This is a genomic window from Micromonospora sp. C28SCA-DRY-2 (genome assembly GCF_030519475.1).
Taxonomy (GTDB): Bacteria; Actinomycetota; Actinomycetes; order Mycobacteriales; family Micromonosporaceae; genus Micromonospora.
This window is the reverse complement of record NZ_JAUMKD010000004.1, coordinates 67,039-82,500: the sequence shown is the minus strand read 5'-3', so window position 1 is coordinate 82,500 and position 15,462 is coordinate 67,039. Positions and strand designations below refer to the sequence as shown.

Annotated in this window: 18 protein-coding genes; 10 read left to right on the top strand and 8 right to left on the bottom strand. The window is 73.1% G+C overall.

Annotation, left to right across the window (positions count from 1 at the left end; translation table 11 throughout):
* Positions 1-33 precede the first annotated feature (33 nt).
* Positions 34-597, bottom strand: a complete 564-nt coding sequence (locus Q3W71_RS18005) for an alpha-ketoglutarate-dependent dioxygenase AlkB (protein WP_302920513.1) — start codon at positions 595-597, stop codon at positions 34-36.
* Between the two features lie 86 nt (positions 598-683).
* Positions 684-1,151, bottom strand: coding sequence for a hypothetical protein (locus Q3W71_RS18000; protein ID WP_302920512.1), 468 nt, complete (start codon positions 1,149-1,151; stop codon positions 684-686).
* A 287-nt stretch (positions 1,152-1,438) separates the two neighbouring features.
* Between Q3W71_RS18000 and Q3W71_RS17995 the strand changes: the two genes are divergently transcribed.
* The 5 genes from Q3W71_RS17995 to Q3W71_RS17975 all read left to right on the top strand — a co-directional run bounded on the left by Q3W71_RS17995 (position 1,439) and on the right by Q3W71_RS17975 (position 4,400).
* Entirely contained in the window at positions 1,439-1,879 is a 441-nt protein-coding gene (locus tag Q3W71_RS17995; protein ID WP_302921004.1) for a PRC-barrel domain-containing protein, read from the top strand.
* 31 nt (positions 1,880-1,910) lie between these two features.
* Positions 1,911-2,087 (top strand): hypothetical protein, encoded by a 177-nt coding sequence (locus Q3W71_RS17990; protein WP_302920511.1) that lies wholly within the window; start codon positions 1,911-1,913, stop codon positions 2,085-2,087.
* A gap of 80 nt (positions 2,088-2,167) precedes the next feature.
* On the top strand, positions 2,168-3,226 hold the full coding sequence (trpS, locus tag Q3W71_RS17985; protein ID WP_302920510.1) for a tryptophan--tRNA ligase: 1,059 nt from the start codon (positions 2,168-2,170) through the stop codon (positions 3,224-3,226).
* A 91-nt stretch (positions 3,227-3,317) separates the two neighbouring features.
* A complete protein-coding gene (locus Q3W71_RS17980; RefSeq protein WP_302920509.1) occupies positions 3,318-3,887 on the top strand; it encodes a GNAT family N-acetyltransferase in 570 nt (189 codons plus the stop codon).
* A 42-nt stretch (positions 3,888-3,929) separates the two neighbouring features.
* Positions 3,930-4,400 (top strand): hypothetical protein, encoded by a 471-nt coding sequence (locus Q3W71_RS17975; protein ID WP_302920508.1) that lies wholly within the window; start codon positions 3,930-3,932, stop codon positions 4,398-4,400.
* 170 nt (positions 4,401-4,570) lie between these two features.
* Here the strand turns inward: Q3W71_RS17975 and Q3W71_RS17970 are convergent, their stop codons facing one another.
* Both Q3W71_RS17970 and Q3W71_RS17965 read right to left on the bottom strand, forming a co-directional pair.
* Positions 4,571-4,792: a hypothetical protein gene (locus Q3W71_RS17970; protein WP_302920507.1), complete on the bottom strand. Its 222-nt coding sequence runs from the start codon at positions 4,790-4,792 to the stop codon at positions 4,571-4,573.
* 183 nt (positions 4,793-4,975) lie between these two features.
* The gene (locus tag Q3W71_RS17965) at positions 4,976-6,184 is read right to left on the bottom strand and encodes a low temperature requirement protein A (protein ID WP_302921003.1); all 1,209 of its coding nucleotides are present in this window, start codon (positions 6,182-6,184) and stop codon (positions 4,976-4,978) included.
* A gap of 408 nt (positions 6,185-6,592) precedes the next feature.
* On the opposite strand from Q3W71_RS17965, the gene Q3W71_RS17960 reads away from it, so the two are divergent.
* The 4 genes from Q3W71_RS17960 to Q3W71_RS17945 all read left to right on the top strand — a co-directional run bounded on the left by Q3W71_RS17960 (position 6,593) and on the right by Q3W71_RS17945 (position 11,788).
* Complete coding sequence (locus Q3W71_RS17960) at positions 6,593-7,336, top strand: ABC transporter ATP-binding protein (RefSeq protein ID WP_302920506.1); 744 nt, start codon at positions 6,593-6,595, stop codon at positions 7,334-7,336.
* Complete coding sequence (locus tag Q3W71_RS17955; protein ID WP_302920505.1) at positions 7,333-9,867, top strand: ABC transporter permease; 2,535 nt, start codon at positions 7,333-7,335, stop codon at positions 9,865-9,867. Before Q3W71_RS17960 ends, Q3W71_RS17955 begins: the two co-directional genes overlap by 4 nt.
* A gap of 68 nt (positions 9,868-9,935) precedes the next feature.
* Complete coding sequence (locus Q3W71_RS17950) at positions 9,936-11,156, top strand: sensor histidine kinase (protein WP_302921002.1); 1,221 nt, start codon at positions 9,936-9,938, stop codon at positions 11,154-11,156.
* Positions 11,144-11,788 carry a response regulator transcription factor gene (locus Q3W71_RS17945; protein ID WP_302920504.1) on the top strand — a complete coding sequence of 215 codons (645 nt, stop codon included), beginning with the start codon at positions 11,144-11,146 and terminating at the stop codon, positions 11,786-11,788. The genes Q3W71_RS17950 and Q3W71_RS17945 overlap by 13 nt, the downstream gene beginning before the upstream one ends.
* A 22-nt stretch (positions 11,789-11,810) precedes the next feature.
* Here the strand turns inward: Q3W71_RS17945 and Q3W71_RS17940 are convergent, their stop codons facing one another.
* A complete protein-coding gene (locus tag Q3W71_RS17940) occupies positions 11,811-12,347 on the bottom strand; it encodes a hypothetical protein (RefSeq protein ID WP_302920503.1) in 537 nt (178 codons plus the stop codon).
* Positions 12,348-12,414: 67 nt separating this feature from the next.
* Between Q3W71_RS17940 and Q3W71_RS17935 the strand changes: the two genes are divergently transcribed.
* The gene (locus Q3W71_RS17935; RefSeq protein WP_302920502.1) at positions 12,415-12,891 is read left to right on the top strand and encodes a MarR family winged helix-turn-helix transcriptional regulator; all 477 of its coding nucleotides are present in this window, start codon (positions 12,415-12,417) and stop codon (positions 12,889-12,891) included.
* 58 nt (positions 12,892-12,949) lie between these two features.
* On the opposite strand, the gene Q3W71_RS17930 is transcribed toward Q3W71_RS17935, so the two are convergent.
* From Q3W71_RS17930 to Q3W71_RS17920, 3 genes are all read right to left on the bottom strand, one after another.
* The gene (locus Q3W71_RS17930; protein WP_302920501.1) at positions 12,950-13,960 is read right to left on the bottom strand and encodes a CU044_5270 family protein; all 1,011 of its coding nucleotides are present in this window, start codon (positions 13,958-13,960) and stop codon (positions 12,950-12,952) included.
* The gene (locus tag Q3W71_RS17925; RefSeq protein ID WP_302920500.1) at positions 13,960-14,514 is read right to left on the bottom strand and encodes an RNA polymerase sigma factor; all 555 of its coding nucleotides are present in this window, start codon (positions 14,512-14,514) and stop codon (positions 13,960-13,962) included. Before Q3W71_RS17925 ends, Q3W71_RS17930 begins: the two co-directional genes overlap by 1 nt.
* Before the next feature lie 210 nt (positions 14,515-14,724).
* Entirely contained in the window at positions 14,725-15,447 is a 723-nt protein-coding gene (locus Q3W71_RS17920) for an alpha/beta fold hydrolase (RefSeq protein ID WP_302921001.1), read from the bottom strand.
* Positions 15,448-15,462: the final 15 nt, after the last annotated feature.

Here is a 15,462-nt window from a genome sequence, read left to right as displayed (position 1 = left end):
GGGGACCGGGCCGCGGCCGGGCAGCGCCGCAGGTCAGCCGGTGCGCACCTGCCGGAAGGTGACCGAGTAGCGCAGCTCGGGCACGGGCGGGATGCTGTGCTGCCAGCTCGACCGGGCCGCGCCGGCGAGCACGTACGCCGACCGGGGCGCCAGTTCCACCTCGTACACCCGGCGGTCGTCGGCCTTGCCGCGCTGGAACCGCAACCGGCACGCGGAGCCCAGGGAGAGGCCGACCACCGTCGGCCCGAACGCCGGCGCGTCCCGGTGCCAGCCGATGACCGACCCGGGCGGATAGCGGGTGACCAGGGCCTGCGCGAGCGCGGTCGCCGGCAGGCCGGCCAGCGCGGCGCAGCGCTGGCGGACCTCGTGCAGCTCGACCGGCAACGCTTCGGTGGCGGTGAGCTGGAAGGAGCCGTAGTCGTAGTCGAAGCCGAAGTGCCGCACGGTCCGGCGGGCGATCTGCCCGTGCATGCGGACCTCGCGGAAGTCGTAGGCCGCCAGCGCGGCCAGCAGCGACCGCTCCTCGTCGACGTCGACCAGTTCCGGCTGGTAGGTCAGCCCGGCCGGCCGCTCGTGGATGCCGCGCATCCGTCCCATCAGCCCGACGGTAGCGGCATCGCGGGGTCGCCGCCGGGCTTCCGGCGGCGGCCCCGCGGGCTCGCGGACGCGGGCCTGCCGCGAGATCAGAAGCAGGTGCCGATGCCGCCGATCGCGGGATTCGCCCGCTCGTGGTGGTGGATCGTGCCGTTCGGGTCGGCCATCAGGCCACCCCAGATCACACAGCCGCCCTTGACGTACGCCGTGGTGGGGCCGGCGGCGTAGAGCCGGTTGCCGTCGTCGACCCGGGTCGGCAGGTACTGGGCGGCGAGGTAGACCTGGGTCCGGGTCAGCGCGCCGACGTACGCGGACTTGACGGTGACCGTGCAGCCGTAGCCGACCGTCGGGTTGTAGAGCAGGTAGACGGTGCCGAGCAGGGCGCCGGTCTCCGCGTGCCGGATCGGGTCCTGGTCCTGGACGACGTAGCCGAGCCCACAGGACGACTGCGGCGTCACCGGGTTGACCGGCGCGGCCTGCGCGGTGGCCCCCGCCGCGCCGACCAGGCCGACCGCGAGCGCGAGCACGACGCCGAGTCGCCGAATGGTGCGAGACATCTGCTTCCCCTATTCCCTCTGCTGCGGATGCAGGGAACAGAATGGGCGGCCGACACCCCCGCAGCGAATGTGCCGGCGAGACACTCCGCATTGCGCACGAATGTGCCGCCGTACGGTGACAACCGAAACCACCTGCGGAAACGGGCGAGCATCGATCGACCGACGTCGAATATGACGAATTTCGCAGGAGACATTCCGGTGAACCGATAATTGCCAGGTTGTTTCCCGCGACCGGGGGGTGGGCACTAATGACGCGGTCAGCCGTGACCACCAATTCGGAGGTGACCGTGCAACCGTCGACGTTCAATCCCTGGGCCTGGCGTGACCCGGCCGCGCTCGCCGGCGGGTACGAGCAGACCACCCCGCCCGCGGCGCCGCCGGAGCGGTCCGGCGACGGCCCGGACGCGCCCGGGCCCGGCACCCCGATCGACCTGACGGGCTACCGGGTCGAGGCGACCGACGGCCGGATCGGCTCGGTCGACGAGGCCAGCGGGGACACCGACGCCCGCTGGCTGGTGGTCGACACCGGGCCGTGGATCCTCGGCCGCAAGGTGCTGCTGCCGGTCGGCACGGTGGACCGGGTGGACCACCTCGACCGCACGGTGTACGTGGACCGGACCCGGGAGCAGGTCAAGGAGTCCCCGGCGTTCGAGCCGGAGGCGTACGACCGGCCGGACTACCGGGACCGGGTGGCCGGCTACTACCAGGACAGCTACCGCCAGGGCTGACCACGGCCGGTGGACCGGCTACCGTAGCGGCATGGTCCGGGCGAGCAGTTACGCGCCGGAGGTCGTCGACCCGGTCGACGGCCTCCCGCTCGACGCCGTGCCCACCTTCCCCACCAGCTCCGGCGACGGCCGCGAGCGGATCATCGACGTGCTTCGTGCCGGCGGACTGAGGTTCCGCGACGGCGCGCGATGGCGTTCGGCGCACTGACCCGAATCCCACCGACCCCGGGGCGTCCGCCCGGGTCGATCGCGCCCATCCTCCTCTTCCGGCACGAAAGGCGTACCACCATGTCCACGGCACGGATGCTCACCGGGGACCGCCCGACCGGGCGGCTGCACCTCGGCCACTACGTCGGCAGCATCGCGAACCGGGTGCGGCTGCACCAGCGGTACGAGAGCTTCTTCATCATCGCCGACCTGCACATGCTCACCACGAGGAACACCCGGCAGGACATCGAGCGGGTGGCCGAGAACGCCCGCGAGATGGTCACCGACATCCTCGCCGCCGGCGTCGACCCGGCGCGGGCGACGTTCTATCTCCAGTCGGCCATCCCGGAGGTCGGCGACCTGAACACCCTGTTCCAGAACCTGGTGACGGTGCCCCGGCTGGAGCGGGTGCCGTCGCTGAAGGAGATGGCCCGCGACTCCGGCAAGGAGGAGATGCCGTACGGCCTGCTCGGCTACCCCGTGCTCCAGGCCGCGGACATCCTCTGCGTCAAGGGCGAGGCGGTCCCGGTCGGCAAGGACAACGCCGCACACGTCGAGGTGACCCGGGAGATCGCCCGGCGCTTCAACCACCTCTACGGGGAGGTGTTCCCGGTGCCCGAGCTGATCCCCGCGGAGACGCCCACCCTGGTCGGCACGGACGGCCGGGCCAAGATGAGCAAGAGCCTGGGCAACACCATCTCGCTCTCCGACGACGCGTCCACCGTGCGCCGCAAGGTGATGGGCATGTACACCGACCCGAACCGGGTGCGGGCCGACGTGCCGGGCACCGTCGAGGGGAACCCGGTGTTCGCGTACCACGACGTGTTCAACCCGGACCGGGACCGGGTGGCGGAGCTGAAGCAGCGCTACCGGGCCGGGCGGGTCGGCGACGTCGAGGTGAAGGAGGACCTGGCGGCGGCACTCAACCGGTTCCTCGACCCGATCCGGGAACGCCGGGCCCGGATCGAGGCGGACCCGGGTCGGGTCGACCAGCTGATCGTCGAGGGGACCGAGCGGACCCGCGCCGAGGTGCGCAAGACGCTGGTGGAGGTGCGCCGGGCGATGGGGTTGAGCAGCGCGTACACCCAGGTGCGGCGGCGGGCCGAGCGGTACCGCAAGCGCGCGGGGGCACCGGCCTGACGGGGGACCGGCCGGATCCCGGGCCGCGGCGGCGGCCCGGGGCCCGGCGGGCAGCCCCGTCCGGGTCGAAGCCGACCGTGATACTGGGACGATGCCTGAGCTGACCCTGCCGCTGCGTACCGAGCGGCTGTGCCTGCGGCCGTACCGGGGCGACGAGGTGGACGCCCTGCTCGCGTACTACAGCGACCCGATGGTGGCCCGCTACATCCCGTGGGAGCCGTGGACGCGGGAGTTCGCGACCACCGTGGTCGCCCGGCGCGTCAACGGCACCGGCATCACCGGAGCCGAGTCCCGGCTCGCGCTGGTGGTCGAGCACGGGGCCGAGATCGTCGGTGACGTCATCCTGTGGCCGGCCGACGAGACGCTGTCCCGGGGCGAGATGGGCTGGGCCTTCCACCCGTCGGTGTCCGGCCGCGGATTCGCCACCGAGGCGGTCCGCGCGCTCATCGGGGTGGCGTTCGAGCAGTGCGGCATGCACCGGGTGATCGCCCACGTGGACGCCCGGAACACACCGTCGGCACGGGTGTGCGAGCGGGTCGGCATGGTCCGGGAGGCCCACCTGCGCCAGGACCACTGGACGAAGGGCGAGTGGACGGACACCCTGATCTACGGCCTGCTGGCCGCCCAGTGGACCGCCGGGTCGGGCCCTGCCGCCGGTTGACCGGTACCCGTCGGCCGAGCGCGCCCGTGTGAGGATGTCCCGGTGTCGTACCCCCCTCATTCGGCCTACCCGCCGGTTCCGGGCGCCGTGACGCCGCTGGTGTATCCCCATCCGATCCCGCCGCCGCCCGGCTACGCGGTGCTCGCCGTCTCGGTCAACCGTGGCCCGTACATCGTGCCCGTGCCCAGCACGGGCAAGCTCAAGATCGACGGCCAGACGGTGCCGATCCCGGGCGAGGGCACCTGGTACCTGGTGATCCCGCCCGGACCGCACGACGTCCGCTACACCGACTTCATGGGCATCCCACTGGTGACCACCTCGCTGGCCGCCCAGCCCGGTGCGACGCACCAGCTGTCGTTCCGCTTCGGCGTGTGGCGCAACCGCGTCCACGACGGGCACGGCGCCGACGTGACGAGGTTCGGGCTCTGGTCGAACTACACCATCCTCGTCCTCGTGTTCGCGGTGTTCGGGCTGGTCTGTTGTGGTCTGCTGGCGCCGCTGGCCGCGTCCTGACCCGGCCCGGTCGGCCCGGTCGGCCTGGTCGTCGACGGCCGGCGGGCGCTCGGCTCACCGTCCGCCGTGGAGCTTGCGCCGGAAGTGGGCGGCGACCCGGGCGACCGCCTCGCCCGGGTGCCGGGCGATGCTCGCCGGCCGAGGGGGGCGCGGCCGGCGAGCGCGCCCGTTCATCGCTCGGCGGCCGCCCGGCCGCGCCGCTTGAGGAGATAGGGCAAGACGAACAGGTACAGCCCGGTGACCAGCAGCAGGGCGAGCGGAAGCAGCGGTACGTAGGACACCCAGACGACGGGTTCCTCCCGCGCCAGGGCGATGACGGTGACGACGACGGTCACCGTGAAGGCGATGGCAAGCCAGCGGTGGAGCTGCCGGATCCACGCGTTCCAGTTCAACGGGACCTCCTCCAAAGGCGAGCAGATCCCCTGGCCAGCCGCCGGGCCAGGGGGCGTGGGACATCAACGGCAGTCACGCTAGTCACGGTTGGATGACCGGCGCTTCTCGATTCCTGATCGGTGTCGGCGCCGACCGCCCGAGCCCGCGCATCGTCAGCCGCGCGAGGTCAGGCGGTACGAGCGTTAGGGGCGTAGATAACGGCCCCGGGGCGGTGGTGGCGGGGCGAGCCTGCTGGGGCGAAATCGCCAGGAGATGGTGTCCGAAACGGCGATCGTGCTGAGGATGACGATGGCCACGACGGCGATGTAGATCGGTGACAGGAAGGCGACCACCGGCGCCAGCACGACCAGCACGACCAGCCCGATCACCCGGGACAGGGCGACGCGGCTGAACGACAGGTAGTCGAGCCGTGCCCGGCCGGCCAGATAGATCGCCGGTCCGCAGAGGATGACGCTGGACCAGACGAGGTTGGCCTCGGCGAACGCGTGGGTGATGACGATCTCGTCGCCGACCGCGCTGAGCACGATGCCGCCGGTCATGAGCAGATGGGCGTACGAGGCGGAGCGGGCGAACACGGCCGGAGCGGTGCTCGCCGCGATCACGCCCGGCAGGAGCAGGCCCGCCCGGTAGAAGTAGATCCGCCACATCAGCGTGGTGGTGGCGAACGCCAGCACGAACGCGATCACGCTGTCCCGTTCGAAGCCGCGCACCGCGAACTGTCCACCGGACGCCAGGACCGTCTCGCCGAACGCGACGATCATGATCTGCTGGTACCGCTCGGCCAGATGCTCGGCGGAGACCGTCTGCGTGGCGATCCGGGCCGGGCCCAACCGGGGCAGCCGGAACTCCAGCCGGCTCATGGTGTAGCCGAGGGCAGCGGCGAGGAACCAGATCACCACCCGGCTGGTGCCTTCGGTCAGAGCGCCGGCGATCCACAGCGCTCCAGAAAGGCAGAACCAGATGAGTTGCTGGAGCGAGCCGATCGCCACCTCGCCTCGACCGCGCATGGTCACCGTGACGAACAGGGCGCGGCCGACCTGGATGGTGACGTACGTGACGGCGAAGACCATGCCGTCCTCACCGAAGGCTTCGGGCACCGCACCCGCCATGACCAGGGTGCCCAGCATGATCGGGATGATCACGAGCTGGATCGCCGGCTGGGCCGGGTTGAGGCGGTTGGTGGTCCAGGCCGTGAAGACCCAGACCCACCAGAAGGCGGCGAGCAGGATCACGGTGTGCAGGGCGCCGAGCCAGGTCAGGTCGGTGAACAGCGTGTGCGAGAGCCGGGTGAACGCGAAGACGAGGATGACGTCGAAGAAGAGTTCGACGTAGGTGGCGCGTTGCGGTTCGGCGTGGTCCCGCAGCAGCTCGCCCGTGTTGCCGGCGGTCATCGGCACGCCCGTTCTGTCGGCTTTGCGCGATCTACCCTCCGTCGTACCACGTGCCACACAGCCGGGGGTGCCGGCCAGAAAACAAATACCGATTCGCCCGCCGCGATCCGGAATCCTTCCCTCCCTGGACCTGACCTCGAAAACCGTTGGCGGGTAACACCCGGCTGGGTCTTCGACTCGCTCCTTCTTCTCGATGGCACGACCATTTCGGCGTTCGGGTGTAGACGCGGCCGGCCATCTCACCGGACGAGTTGGCGGCAGTCAGCGCGCTGCTCGGGTCCGATGTCGGCGCCTGACCAACCGGGCTGCCGCGGCCGACGCCTGAGGAGCGGGGGTAGGGCTGTCCCCACCCCACAGATACGAGGTCACCGTGTGTCGCTCGGTCCGCCCGATGACGAGGCTGAGGACATGCGAATTCACGGAGCTGGTGGACCGGTCGTCGAACTGGTCGAGGTGGTGCGGAGGTATGCGGGCGGCAGCGGTGCGCCCGCGCTGGCCGGCGTGACGGTCGCCTTCGCGGCCGGGACGTTCAGCGCAGTCATGGGGCCGTCGGGGTCGGGGAAGTCCACCCTGCTGCAGTGCGCCGCCGGGCTGGACCGGCCGGACGGCGGCCGGGTCCGGCTCGCCGGGCAGGAGCTCGGGACGCTGCGCGAGCCGAAGCTCACCCAGGCCCGCCGCCGCCGGGTGGGCTTCGTGTTCCAGTCGTACAACCTGATGGACTCCCTGTCGGTGTGGCAGAACGTGCTTCTCCCGCAGCGGCTCGCCGGCACCCGGCCGGATCGGGCCTGGGCCCGTGAGGTGCTGCACCGGGTCGGCCTCGCCGGGCGGGAGAACGACCGGCCCGGGCAGCTCTCCGGAGGCCAGCGGCAGCGGGTCGCGCTCGCCCGGGCGCTCGCCGCCCGACCCGAGGTGATCTTCGCCGACGAGCCGACCGGGGCCCTCGACCTCGGCGCCGGCCGCGAGGTGCTCGGGCTGCTGCGCGAGGCGGTGGACGACCTGCGTACCGCCGTGGTGATGGTGACCCACGACCCGGCGGCGGCCGCGTGGGCCGACCGGGTCGTCTTCCTGGCCGACGGCCGGGTGGTCAGCGAACTGGCCGACCCGACGGCGGAGACGGTGGCCGCGCGGATGACGGCGGTGACGGCCGCATGATCCGCCTGGCGATCGGAACGCTCCGCCGCCACCGGGGCGCCTACCTGGGCACCTTCCTCGCCGCGCTGCTGGCCGCCGCGCTGCTGGCCGGGGCCGGGCTGCTCCTCTTCTCGGTGCTCACCGCGACCCCGCCGGCCGACCGGTTCGCGAACGCCACGGCCGTGGTCTCCGGCGCCCGCGAGGTCACCCTCACCACGACGAAGGAGAAGCACAAGAAGGGCAAGACCAAGACCAAGACCAAGACGAAGACCGAACGCCTCAGCGGTGCCGGGACGCTTCCCGCGGACCTCGTGCCGCGGCTGGCCGAGCTGACCGGGGTGGCCCGGGTCGTCCCGGACACCGCCTTCCCCGTCGAGCTGACCACCGCCGCCGGGCCGGTACGCGGCGCCGACGGCGCCCCGGTGATCGGCCACGGGTGGTCGTCGGCCGCGCTCACCCCGTACCGGTTGCGTGCCGGACACGAGCCGGCGGCCGGAGAGGCGGTGGTGGACGCCGACCTCGCCGCCCGGGGCGGCCTCACCGTCGGGGACGAGGTCCGGATCACCACCCGCACCGGCGTCCACCGGCTGCGACTGGCCGGCGTCGCCGCGCCGGCCGGGCGGGACGCGTTGCCCGCGCAGGGCGCGCTCTTCCTCGCCGACGGTGCGGTGACCCGGGTCTCCGGCCTGGCCGGCCCCACCGCGGTCGCGGTGCTGGCCCAGCCCGGAGCCGACCAGGCGGCCCTGCTGGCGGCCGTCCGGGCCGGGGCCGGGGATGCGCCGGTGCTGACCGACGCGGACCGGGTGCAAGCCGACCTGCCCGGGGCGCTGCCCGACTACATCGGAGCGATCTCCGTCTTCGGTTTCACCATCGGCATCACCGCCTTCGCCGCGATCTTCGTGCTCACCGGCACGGTGGCGCTCGGGGTCCGGCAGCGGCTGCGCGAGCTGGCGCTGCTGCGCACCATCGGGGCGACCCCGCGTCAGCTACGGCGGCTGCTCGGGATGGAGAGTCTGGTACTCGCCGCCGTGGCCGCGATGCCGGGGCTGCCGCTCGGCGTGCTCGTGGCGCACCTGGTGGCGGCCCGGTTCCGGCACCTCGGGGTGGTGCCGGCGCAGTTCTCCGTGCGGGTCAACCCGGTGGTGCTGCTGCTCGCCGGGTGCGCCGGGGCGCTGGTCACCCTGGTCGCCGCCCGGTTCGCCGGCCGCCGCGCGGTACGGGTCGCGCCGGCCCAGGCGCTCGTCGAGACCGTCGTCGCACCACGCGGCGGGGTGGCGGCCCGCGCGGCCGTCGCCCTGGTCGCCGCGGCCGGCGCGGTCGCCGTGCTGACCTTCGTGCCGCTCGGCGGTCCGTTCGGCATGGGGATGACCTTCATCTCGTCGGCGCTGCTGCTCTGCGCGGTCGCCGCGCTCGGCCCGCTGCTGGTCCGGCTGGTCGCCGCCGTGCCGGGACGGCTCAGCGCCGGCACCGGGGCGGCCGGCTGGCTCGCCGCCGCCACCACCCGCACCGAGGTACGTCGCACCGCCGCGGTGGCCGTGCCGCTGGTGCTGATGTTCGCGATCAACGCGCCGCTGCTGCTCAACGGCGAGTTGACCGCCCGGCTGGCGGAGGAGCAGCAGGCCGCCCGGCTCGCCGGGGCGACCACCCTGGTCACCGGCGCCGCCGGACTGCCGCTCGACACCGCGGCACGGGTGGCCGCGCTGCCCGGCGTCACCGGCGCGGTGGCGACCGTGCCCACCCGCGTGGTGCTCGCCCAGGAGGGCAAGCCCCAGGACCACGCCGCGCAGGGTCTGCTCCGCACCGGGTCGGACGGCGTCCTCGACCTGGCCGTCGAGGACGGTGCGCTGGGCGGGGACGGGACGTTCGCGGCGAGCGCCGACCTGGCCGCCGCGTACGGTTGGCGGCTCGGTGACGAGGTGCCGATCTGGCTGGCCGACGGGGAGCGGGTCGTCCTGCGGCTCTCCGCCCTCTTCACCCGGCATCGCGGGTTCGGCGAGCTGACCCTGCCGGCCGCCCTGGTCGCCGCGCACGACCCGCGTGGTCTGGTCAGCACGGTCGCCCTCCGGCACTCCGACGGCGCGGTTTCCGAACGGATCGGGCAGCGCTGGCCCGAGCTCCGGGTGGTGCCGACCGCGGCGGCGACCCGTACCGGCGACGGGAACCAGCAGGGCGCGTGGGAGTTGCTGGTGGTCGTCTCGCTGGGCTTCACGGCGATCGCCGTGGTCAACACGTTCGCCATCTCGGCCGCCGCCCGCCGGCGGGAGTTCGCGGACCTGCGGCTGGCCGGCGCGACGGCGGGGCAGGTGCACCGCCTGGTGGACCGGGAGGCTGTGATCACGGTGGTGGCCGGGCTGGCCCTGGGCGTCGCGGTCACCAGCGCGGTGGTCGTCCCGTTCAGCGTGGCTCAGGACGGCGTGTTCCGGCTGGTGGTGGCGCCGGCGACGTACCTGGTGCTGCTCGCCGGGGTGGCCGGACTGGGGCTGGTCGCCGGCGCCCTTCCGGTCCGGCTCGTGCTGCCGCGGCGTGGCCTGCCGGCCCTCGGGGACCGGTGACCCGCTGCTCCCGGGCCGTCGCCGACCCGTCGGCGGCGGCCCGGGCCGTTAGGATCCGCCGGGTGACGATGGCGACCGCCCGGAGCCTGGCGTACCTGGCGGCCGGCATCCTGGCCGGCGTCGCGGGGTTCGCCTGGTCGGTGCTGGCGCTGGTCACCGTCGGTCTGCTCTCGGTGACCCAGCTCGGCGGCCCGGCGTTCCTCGGCGCCGCCTGGGTGACCCGGCGGATCGCCACCGTCGAGCGCCGCCGGGTCGGCTGGGTGCTCGGGCGGCCGTTGGACGAACCGTACGAGCCGGCTGCTCCGGGCACCATCCGGGAACGGGTCACCGCCGTCGCCCGGCAGCCCGCCACCTGGCGGGACCTGCTCTGGCTGCTGGTGTCCCTACCGCTGGGTCTGGTGACCGGGGTGGCGGCGGTGGTGGCCACCGCCGTGCTGGTGGGTGCCGTGGCAGCGCCGGCCTGGCTCTGGGCGGTGCCCAACGACAACGCGCCGTGGCCGTTGCGGCCCCTGCTCACCACCACTCCCGGCCGGTTCGCGCTGTGCGCGCTCGGGCTCCTGCTGCTGCCGGTCGGGGCCGCGCTGCTCCGGCGGCTGGCCCGCGCGGTGGCCGCCGCCGCCCGCGCCCTGCTGGCTCCCGGCGCGCATCTCCAGCTGGTACGGGAGGCCGCCCGGCTCGCCGAGACCCGTTCCCGGGTGGTCGACGCGCAGGCCGCCGAACTGCGCCGGATAGAGCGTGACCTGCACGACGGCGCCCAGGCCCGGATCGTGGCCGCCGGCATGACTCTCGCGCTCGCGGCCCGCAAACTGCGGTCCGAGGGCGGCACCGCGCTGTCCGACGTGGACCTGGCCCGCAAGCAGCTCGACGAGGCGCTGGCCGAACTGCGCCGGCTCGTCCGCGGCATCCACCCGCCCATCCTCACCGACCGGGGCCTGTACGCCGCCGTCGCGGCGCTGGCCGCGGACAGTTCGCTCGCCGTGAGCCTGCGCGGCGACCCGAACGGTCGCTACCCGGCGGCGGTGGAGTCGGCGGCGTACTTCGTCGTGGCCGAAGGGCTGGCGAACGCCGGTAAGCATGCCGAGGCGTCCCGGTGCGGCATCGTGCTGAACGGCGCGGCCGGCGCGCTCCAGGTGACCCTGACCGACGACGGCCGGGGCGGCGCCGACCTCACCGGCGGCGGGCTCGACGGCCTGCGTCGCCGCGTCGAGGCGCTGGACGGGACGCTGACCATCACCAGTCCACCGGGCGGCCCGACCGTCCTGCACGCGGAGCTGCCATGCGCATCGTGATCGCCGAAGACCTGCTGCTCCTCCGGGAAGGGTTGGTGCGGTTGCTCACCGACACCGGCCACGAGGTGGTGTCCGCGGTGGACAACGCCGGCGACCTGATCGACGCCGTCGAGCGGCACCACCCCGACCTGTCAGTGGTGGACGTCCGGCTGCCGCCCGGTTTCCGCGACGAGGGGCTGCGCGCCGCGCTGCGGCTGCGGGCGGAGGGGCGGGACCGCCGAGTGCTGATCCTGTCCCAGTACGTCGAGCGGGCGTACGCGGCCGAACTCCTCGCCGACGGCCGGGGTGGCGTGGGCTACCTGCTGAAGGACCGGGTCACCGCGCTCGACGACTTCCTGGACGCGGTGGAGCGGGTCGCCGCGGGCGGGACGGCGATGGACCCCGAGGTGGTGCGCCAACTCTTCGTCCGCAACAGCCGCCGCTCCGGCGTGGACGCGCTGACCCCGCGCGAGCGCGAGGTGCTGGGGTTGATGGCCCAGGGAATGTCGAACTCGGCGATCTGTGCGGCCCTGGTGCTCGCGCCGGTGAGCGTGGAGAAGCACATCACGAACATCTTCGCCAAGCTCGACCTGCCGCCGGCCGACGACGCGCATCGCCGGGTACGGGCCGTGCTCGCGTACCTGAACGGCTGACGGACTGCTCGACCCGTTCGGTTCACGTCCCCGCTGCCGGAGCGTGCGCAACCGCCACGTCACGTCCCGCACCCGCGCGCTCCTCGAGTGCCGCGCGGACGACGGCCACCGCCCAGACGAACATGAACGGGATGATGGTCACGTTCTTGACGGCCAACGTCCACGCCAGCGCCGTCTTCGGCTCGGCCAGGCCGGCGATCCACGTGTCGACGCCCACCTTGAAGACGAGGGTCAGCGCGACGAGCAGGACCCCGTTCCAGAGCATCGCGGCCCGGTGCGCGGCGATGTAGTCGGTGCTGTGCCGGACCTCGGACCAGGTGGGGCGCAGCGGGCGGAGCATGCTTCGGGCGACCCAGAGGAGGAACAGCAGGCGGATCCCGTTGGTGAACAGCTCGCCGGCGATGCCTCCGGTCCACGCCCAGTCCGCACCACCGCCCACGGCGAGGAAGCGCTGCGCCGAGGCCAGTACGCCGAACGCGAAGACCACGGGGTAGTGGCGGACGAAGAACCGCAGGGCAGCCAGGAGCACGGCTCGGGACTCGATCCACCCCGTCGTCATGGCAACTCCTTCAGCAAACTAAACTGTTTAGCTATCTGAACTATATGCGATGGTGAAGGATGTGTCCATGGCCATGGATGAGCGAGCGCCGGAGGCGGCGGAGGCCGGAGCCCGGCTCGGCAGGGACCTGAGCGACGCCGTCGTGCTGTTCCACGAGGCGCTGGGCTCGCTCATGGGTCTGTCGGCGGCGGATCACAAGGCACTCGGGATCGTGCGCCGGGAAGGCCCCATGTCGGCGCGCGAGCTGGCCGAGCGGACCGGGCTGACCGCGGGTGCGGTGACCGGCCTGGTGGACCGCTTGGTCGCCGCGGGACTTGCCCGGCGTACGCCCGATCCGGCCGACCGGCGCCGCGTCGTCATCGAGGCGACGGTGCCGGCGGACGCCGCGGTGAGCGAGGCCGTCGGGCGAATGGTGGCCGGCATGGCGGAGGTTAACAGCCACTTCACGCCCGAGCAGCTCCGCGTCGTCGCCGAGTGGGTCGAGCGCACGACGGCGGTGCTGCGCGAGCAGGCCCACGCGATCTCGCACGGCTCACCCGCCTGACCGCCTCCGACAACGACCGGACCGGGGCCACCACAGTGGCGGCCCCGGCACCGGTGGTTCAGTCGAGTCGATCGGTCCAGGCGGTGCCGAGGATCACCTGGTAGGCGCTGATCCGCAGCGGTGAGAGGGTGAGCCGCTCGTGCGCGAGCAGTTCTCCCGTGTTCGGGTCGAAGATCAGCAACGACTGCGCGTTGTGCTCGCGGTCGTCGTAGGTGATGGCCACGCCCTTCCGGCCGGCCCGATCGGTCACCTGGCCCCGCCACCGGAACCCGGGCACCTCGGCGAGGACCCGCAGGATCTCAGCCCGCGTCTGCCGCGGAACGACGTACCGGCCGTACACCGTGCTGACCTTCTTGCTCACGGCGCCCGCGCCGTACCTGACCCCGAGCAGGTCGGCCAGCTGGGCCCGACCCGACGGCAGCGGTGCGAGGTCCTCCGCCGGGAGCGGCATGTCGTCGGGCGCGGGCGTGGCGGGAGCCTTGGGCTTGAGGTTCCGCTGCCAGTACTCCCGGGACTCCTGGTCGGGGTACTGCGGCTCGAGCTGGGTCGTGATCTGCTTGCCGGTCCCGTCGGCCGCCTGCCAGACCTTGGTCTCGTCGGCGAAGGCGACATGGTGGCGGCCGTCGGCAGAGGTCATCACCGGGTCGCCCCACGTCTTCGTGTGGTGGTACATGTACCGACCGGTGCGGTGGTCGTACTCCGCATCGACCAGCCTGCCGGCCAACCCGCGTAGCTCGCTCCCCGCGTCACGGGTGCCAGCGCCGTACGCCACCGGCACGAGCACCACCCCCGGGTCCGCCCCGGGCGGACCGGCGATCCCCGAGGTGTCCGGGGTGGACGGACCGAACGTCTGGACGATCGCCGCGGCGCCGACCGCTGCGGTCAGTGCGCCGGCGGTCAGAACCAGCCGGCGCGTCGGGCGGGCGTGGCGGTGGTGGGCGGCCGGCTCGGCGACAGCCTCCGCGCGGACGATCAGGTCGTGTGCCGACAGCCGGGGCGGTGCGATGGTGCTGTGCCGGGCCGGGTCGGCCGGGCCGAGGAGGGTACGCGTTCGCTCTTCTCCGAACATCACATGACCTTTCGCGGACTCGCCAACACCGGCTGCTGTGCCGGCGGTACGGCTCGGTACGACATCGCTTCGGTGAGGCGCCTACGGGCGCGGTGCAGACGTACGGCAGCGGTGGTGCGGGTACAGCCGAGGACCTGAGCGGCCTCGGAAACGGTCAGCTCCTCCCACCCGACCAGCCGGAGGATCTCCTGGTCGAGGTCGGCGAGGGTGGCCAGAGCGGCGTGGAGATCGGCGACGCCCACGGTCGCGTCGGCGCCGGACGAGCCCGGCTCCCGCAGCAGGCCGGCGTCGGTCATCGGTAGCACGTCCGGCGCGGCTCGCCGCGCTCGCCATTCGTTCGCCAGCAGGCGACGGGCCACCCCGTACAGCCAGGGCAGGCTGCGGTCGGGAACCTCGCGGCGACGCCGCCAGGCGACGACGAACACCTCCTGGGCGAGTTCGGTCGCCGCGTCCAGGTCGGCGAGCCGGCGCTGGCCGTACCTCACCACGTGTGGGTAGTCGGCCGCGTAGACCCTGGTGAACCAATCCTCGTCGCGTTTTCCCGGTGGACCCATCCAAGACTCCCGCCTGGTTGACGAACGTTCACCCTGGCTTGTGTCACCACCGGCCCGATGATTACCGCCGACCTCCCACGGGTCCTCGGGCACTGGCCGGAACGGGCCGTCGACCGGCTCCCACCGGGGCGATCCGGCGGGCGCGGCGGGACGCCGTGGGCCGGCTCGGCCTCCACTCTGCTGCGAGGGCGCGTGACGCGGTTGCGTTGCTCAGTCTCCGGAGACCGGAAGGAGGCGCGGGTCCAGGGTCCCGTTCAGCCAGGCGCGCAGGACCCCGTTGAACAGGCCGGCGTCCTCCACGTTCCAGATGTGGTGCATGCCCGGTGCGAGCCGCAACTGTGCCTGCGGTGCGGCCCGGGCGATCTCCCGCAGGGACTGACGCACCGCCGCGGATTCCTTCTCGCCCGCCATCGCGAGCAGGGGCCCGGAGTAGTGGCGCAGGGTCGCGGGCACGCCACCCGCGAACACCTCGGCGTTCATCGCGGACGCGGTCTCGCGGTGTACCGAAAGGCCGTGCGCGACGTACCGGGCGCGCGAGTCCGCCGGGAGCCCGAACGCCGCGGCTTGGGCGCGCCAGAACCACGGCGCCCGCCAGAACGCCAGTTGCAACCGGCAGATCAGGCGTACGCCGGCGCCGGCCGGCGTGAGCGGCGCTCCGGTGAGGAACGCCGAGTGCACCCGGTCAGGGTGCCGCGCCAGCACGCGAAGCGCCGTCACGGCGCCCAGGGAGAGGCCGACGAGATCGAACGGGCCGTCGACACCGTGGTCGGTCACCCGGGCCACGAGGTCGTCGGCCATCGCGTCCAGGCCCGGCCAGCCCTCGCTGACCCGCGTCCCGAAACCCGGCAGATCCGGCGTGAGCACCATCCGGTCATTGAGCGCGGGCAGCTGCGGCTGCCACATCCAGTTCGCGACGTTGCCGCCGTGCAGCATCACCAGCGGCCGCCC

Excerpts from the sequence above, each read along its gene's own strand:
- Q3W71_RS18005 (WP_302920513.1), bottom strand. The coding sequence starts at position 597 with ATGGGACGGATGCGCGGCATCCACGAGCGGCCGGCCGGGCTGACCTAC.
- Q3W71_RS18000 (WP_302920512.1), bottom strand. The coding sequence starts at position 1,151 with ATGTCTCGCACCATTCGGCGACTCGGCGTCGTGCTCGCGCTCGCGGTC.
- Q3W71_RS17990 (WP_302920511.1), top strand. The coding sequence starts at position 1,911 with ATGGTCCGGGCGAGCAGTTACGCGCCGGAGGTCGTCGACCCGGTCGAC.
- trpS (WP_302920510.1), top strand. The coding sequence starts at position 2,168 with ATGTCCACGGCACGGATGCTCACCGGGGACCGCCCGACCGGGCGGCTG.
- Q3W71_RS17980 (WP_302920509.1), top strand. The coding sequence starts at position 3,318 with ATGCCTGAGCTGACCCTGCCGCTGCGTACCGAGCGGCTGTGCCTGCGG.
- Q3W71_RS17965 (WP_302921003.1), bottom strand. The coding sequence starts at position 6,184 with ATGACCGCCGGCAACACGGGCGAGCTGCTGCGGGACCACGCCGAACCG.
- Q3W71_RS17960 (WP_302920506.1), top strand. The coding sequence starts at position 6,593 with ATGCGAATTCACGGAGCTGGTGGACCGGTCGTCGAACTGGTCGAGGTG.
- Q3W71_RS17955 (WP_302920505.1), top strand. The coding sequence starts at position 7,333 with ATGATCCGCCTGGCGATCGGAACGCTCCGCCGCCACCGGGGCGCCTAC.
- Q3W71_RS17950 (WP_302921002.1), top strand. The coding sequence starts at position 9,936 with ATGGCGACCGCCCGGAGCCTGGCGTACCTGGCGGCCGGCATCCTGGCC.
- Q3W71_RS17945 (WP_302920504.1), top strand. The coding sequence starts at position 11,144 with ATGCGCATCGTGATCGCCGAAGACCTGCTGCTCCTCCGGGAAGGGTTG.
- Q3W71_RS17940 (WP_302920503.1), bottom strand. The coding sequence starts at position 12,347 with ATGACGACGGGGTGGATCGAGTCCCGAGCCGTGCTCCTGGCTGCCCTG.
- Q3W71_RS17935 (WP_302920502.1), top strand. The coding sequence starts at position 12,415 with ATGGCCATGGATGAGCGAGCGCCGGAGGCGGCGGAGGCCGGAGCCCGG.
- Q3W71_RS17930 (WP_302920501.1), bottom strand. The coding sequence starts at position 13,960 with ATGTTCGGAGAAGAGCGAACGCGTACCCTCCTCGGCCCGGCCGACCCG.
- Q3W71_RS17925 (WP_302920500.1), bottom strand. The coding sequence starts at position 14,514 with ATGGGTCCACCGGGAAAACGCGACGAGGATTGGTTCACCAGGGTCTAC.
- Q3W71_RS17920 (WP_302921001.1), bottom strand. The coding sequence starts at position 15,447 with ATGCTGCACGGCGGCAACGTCGCGAACTGGATGTGGCAGCCGCAGCTG.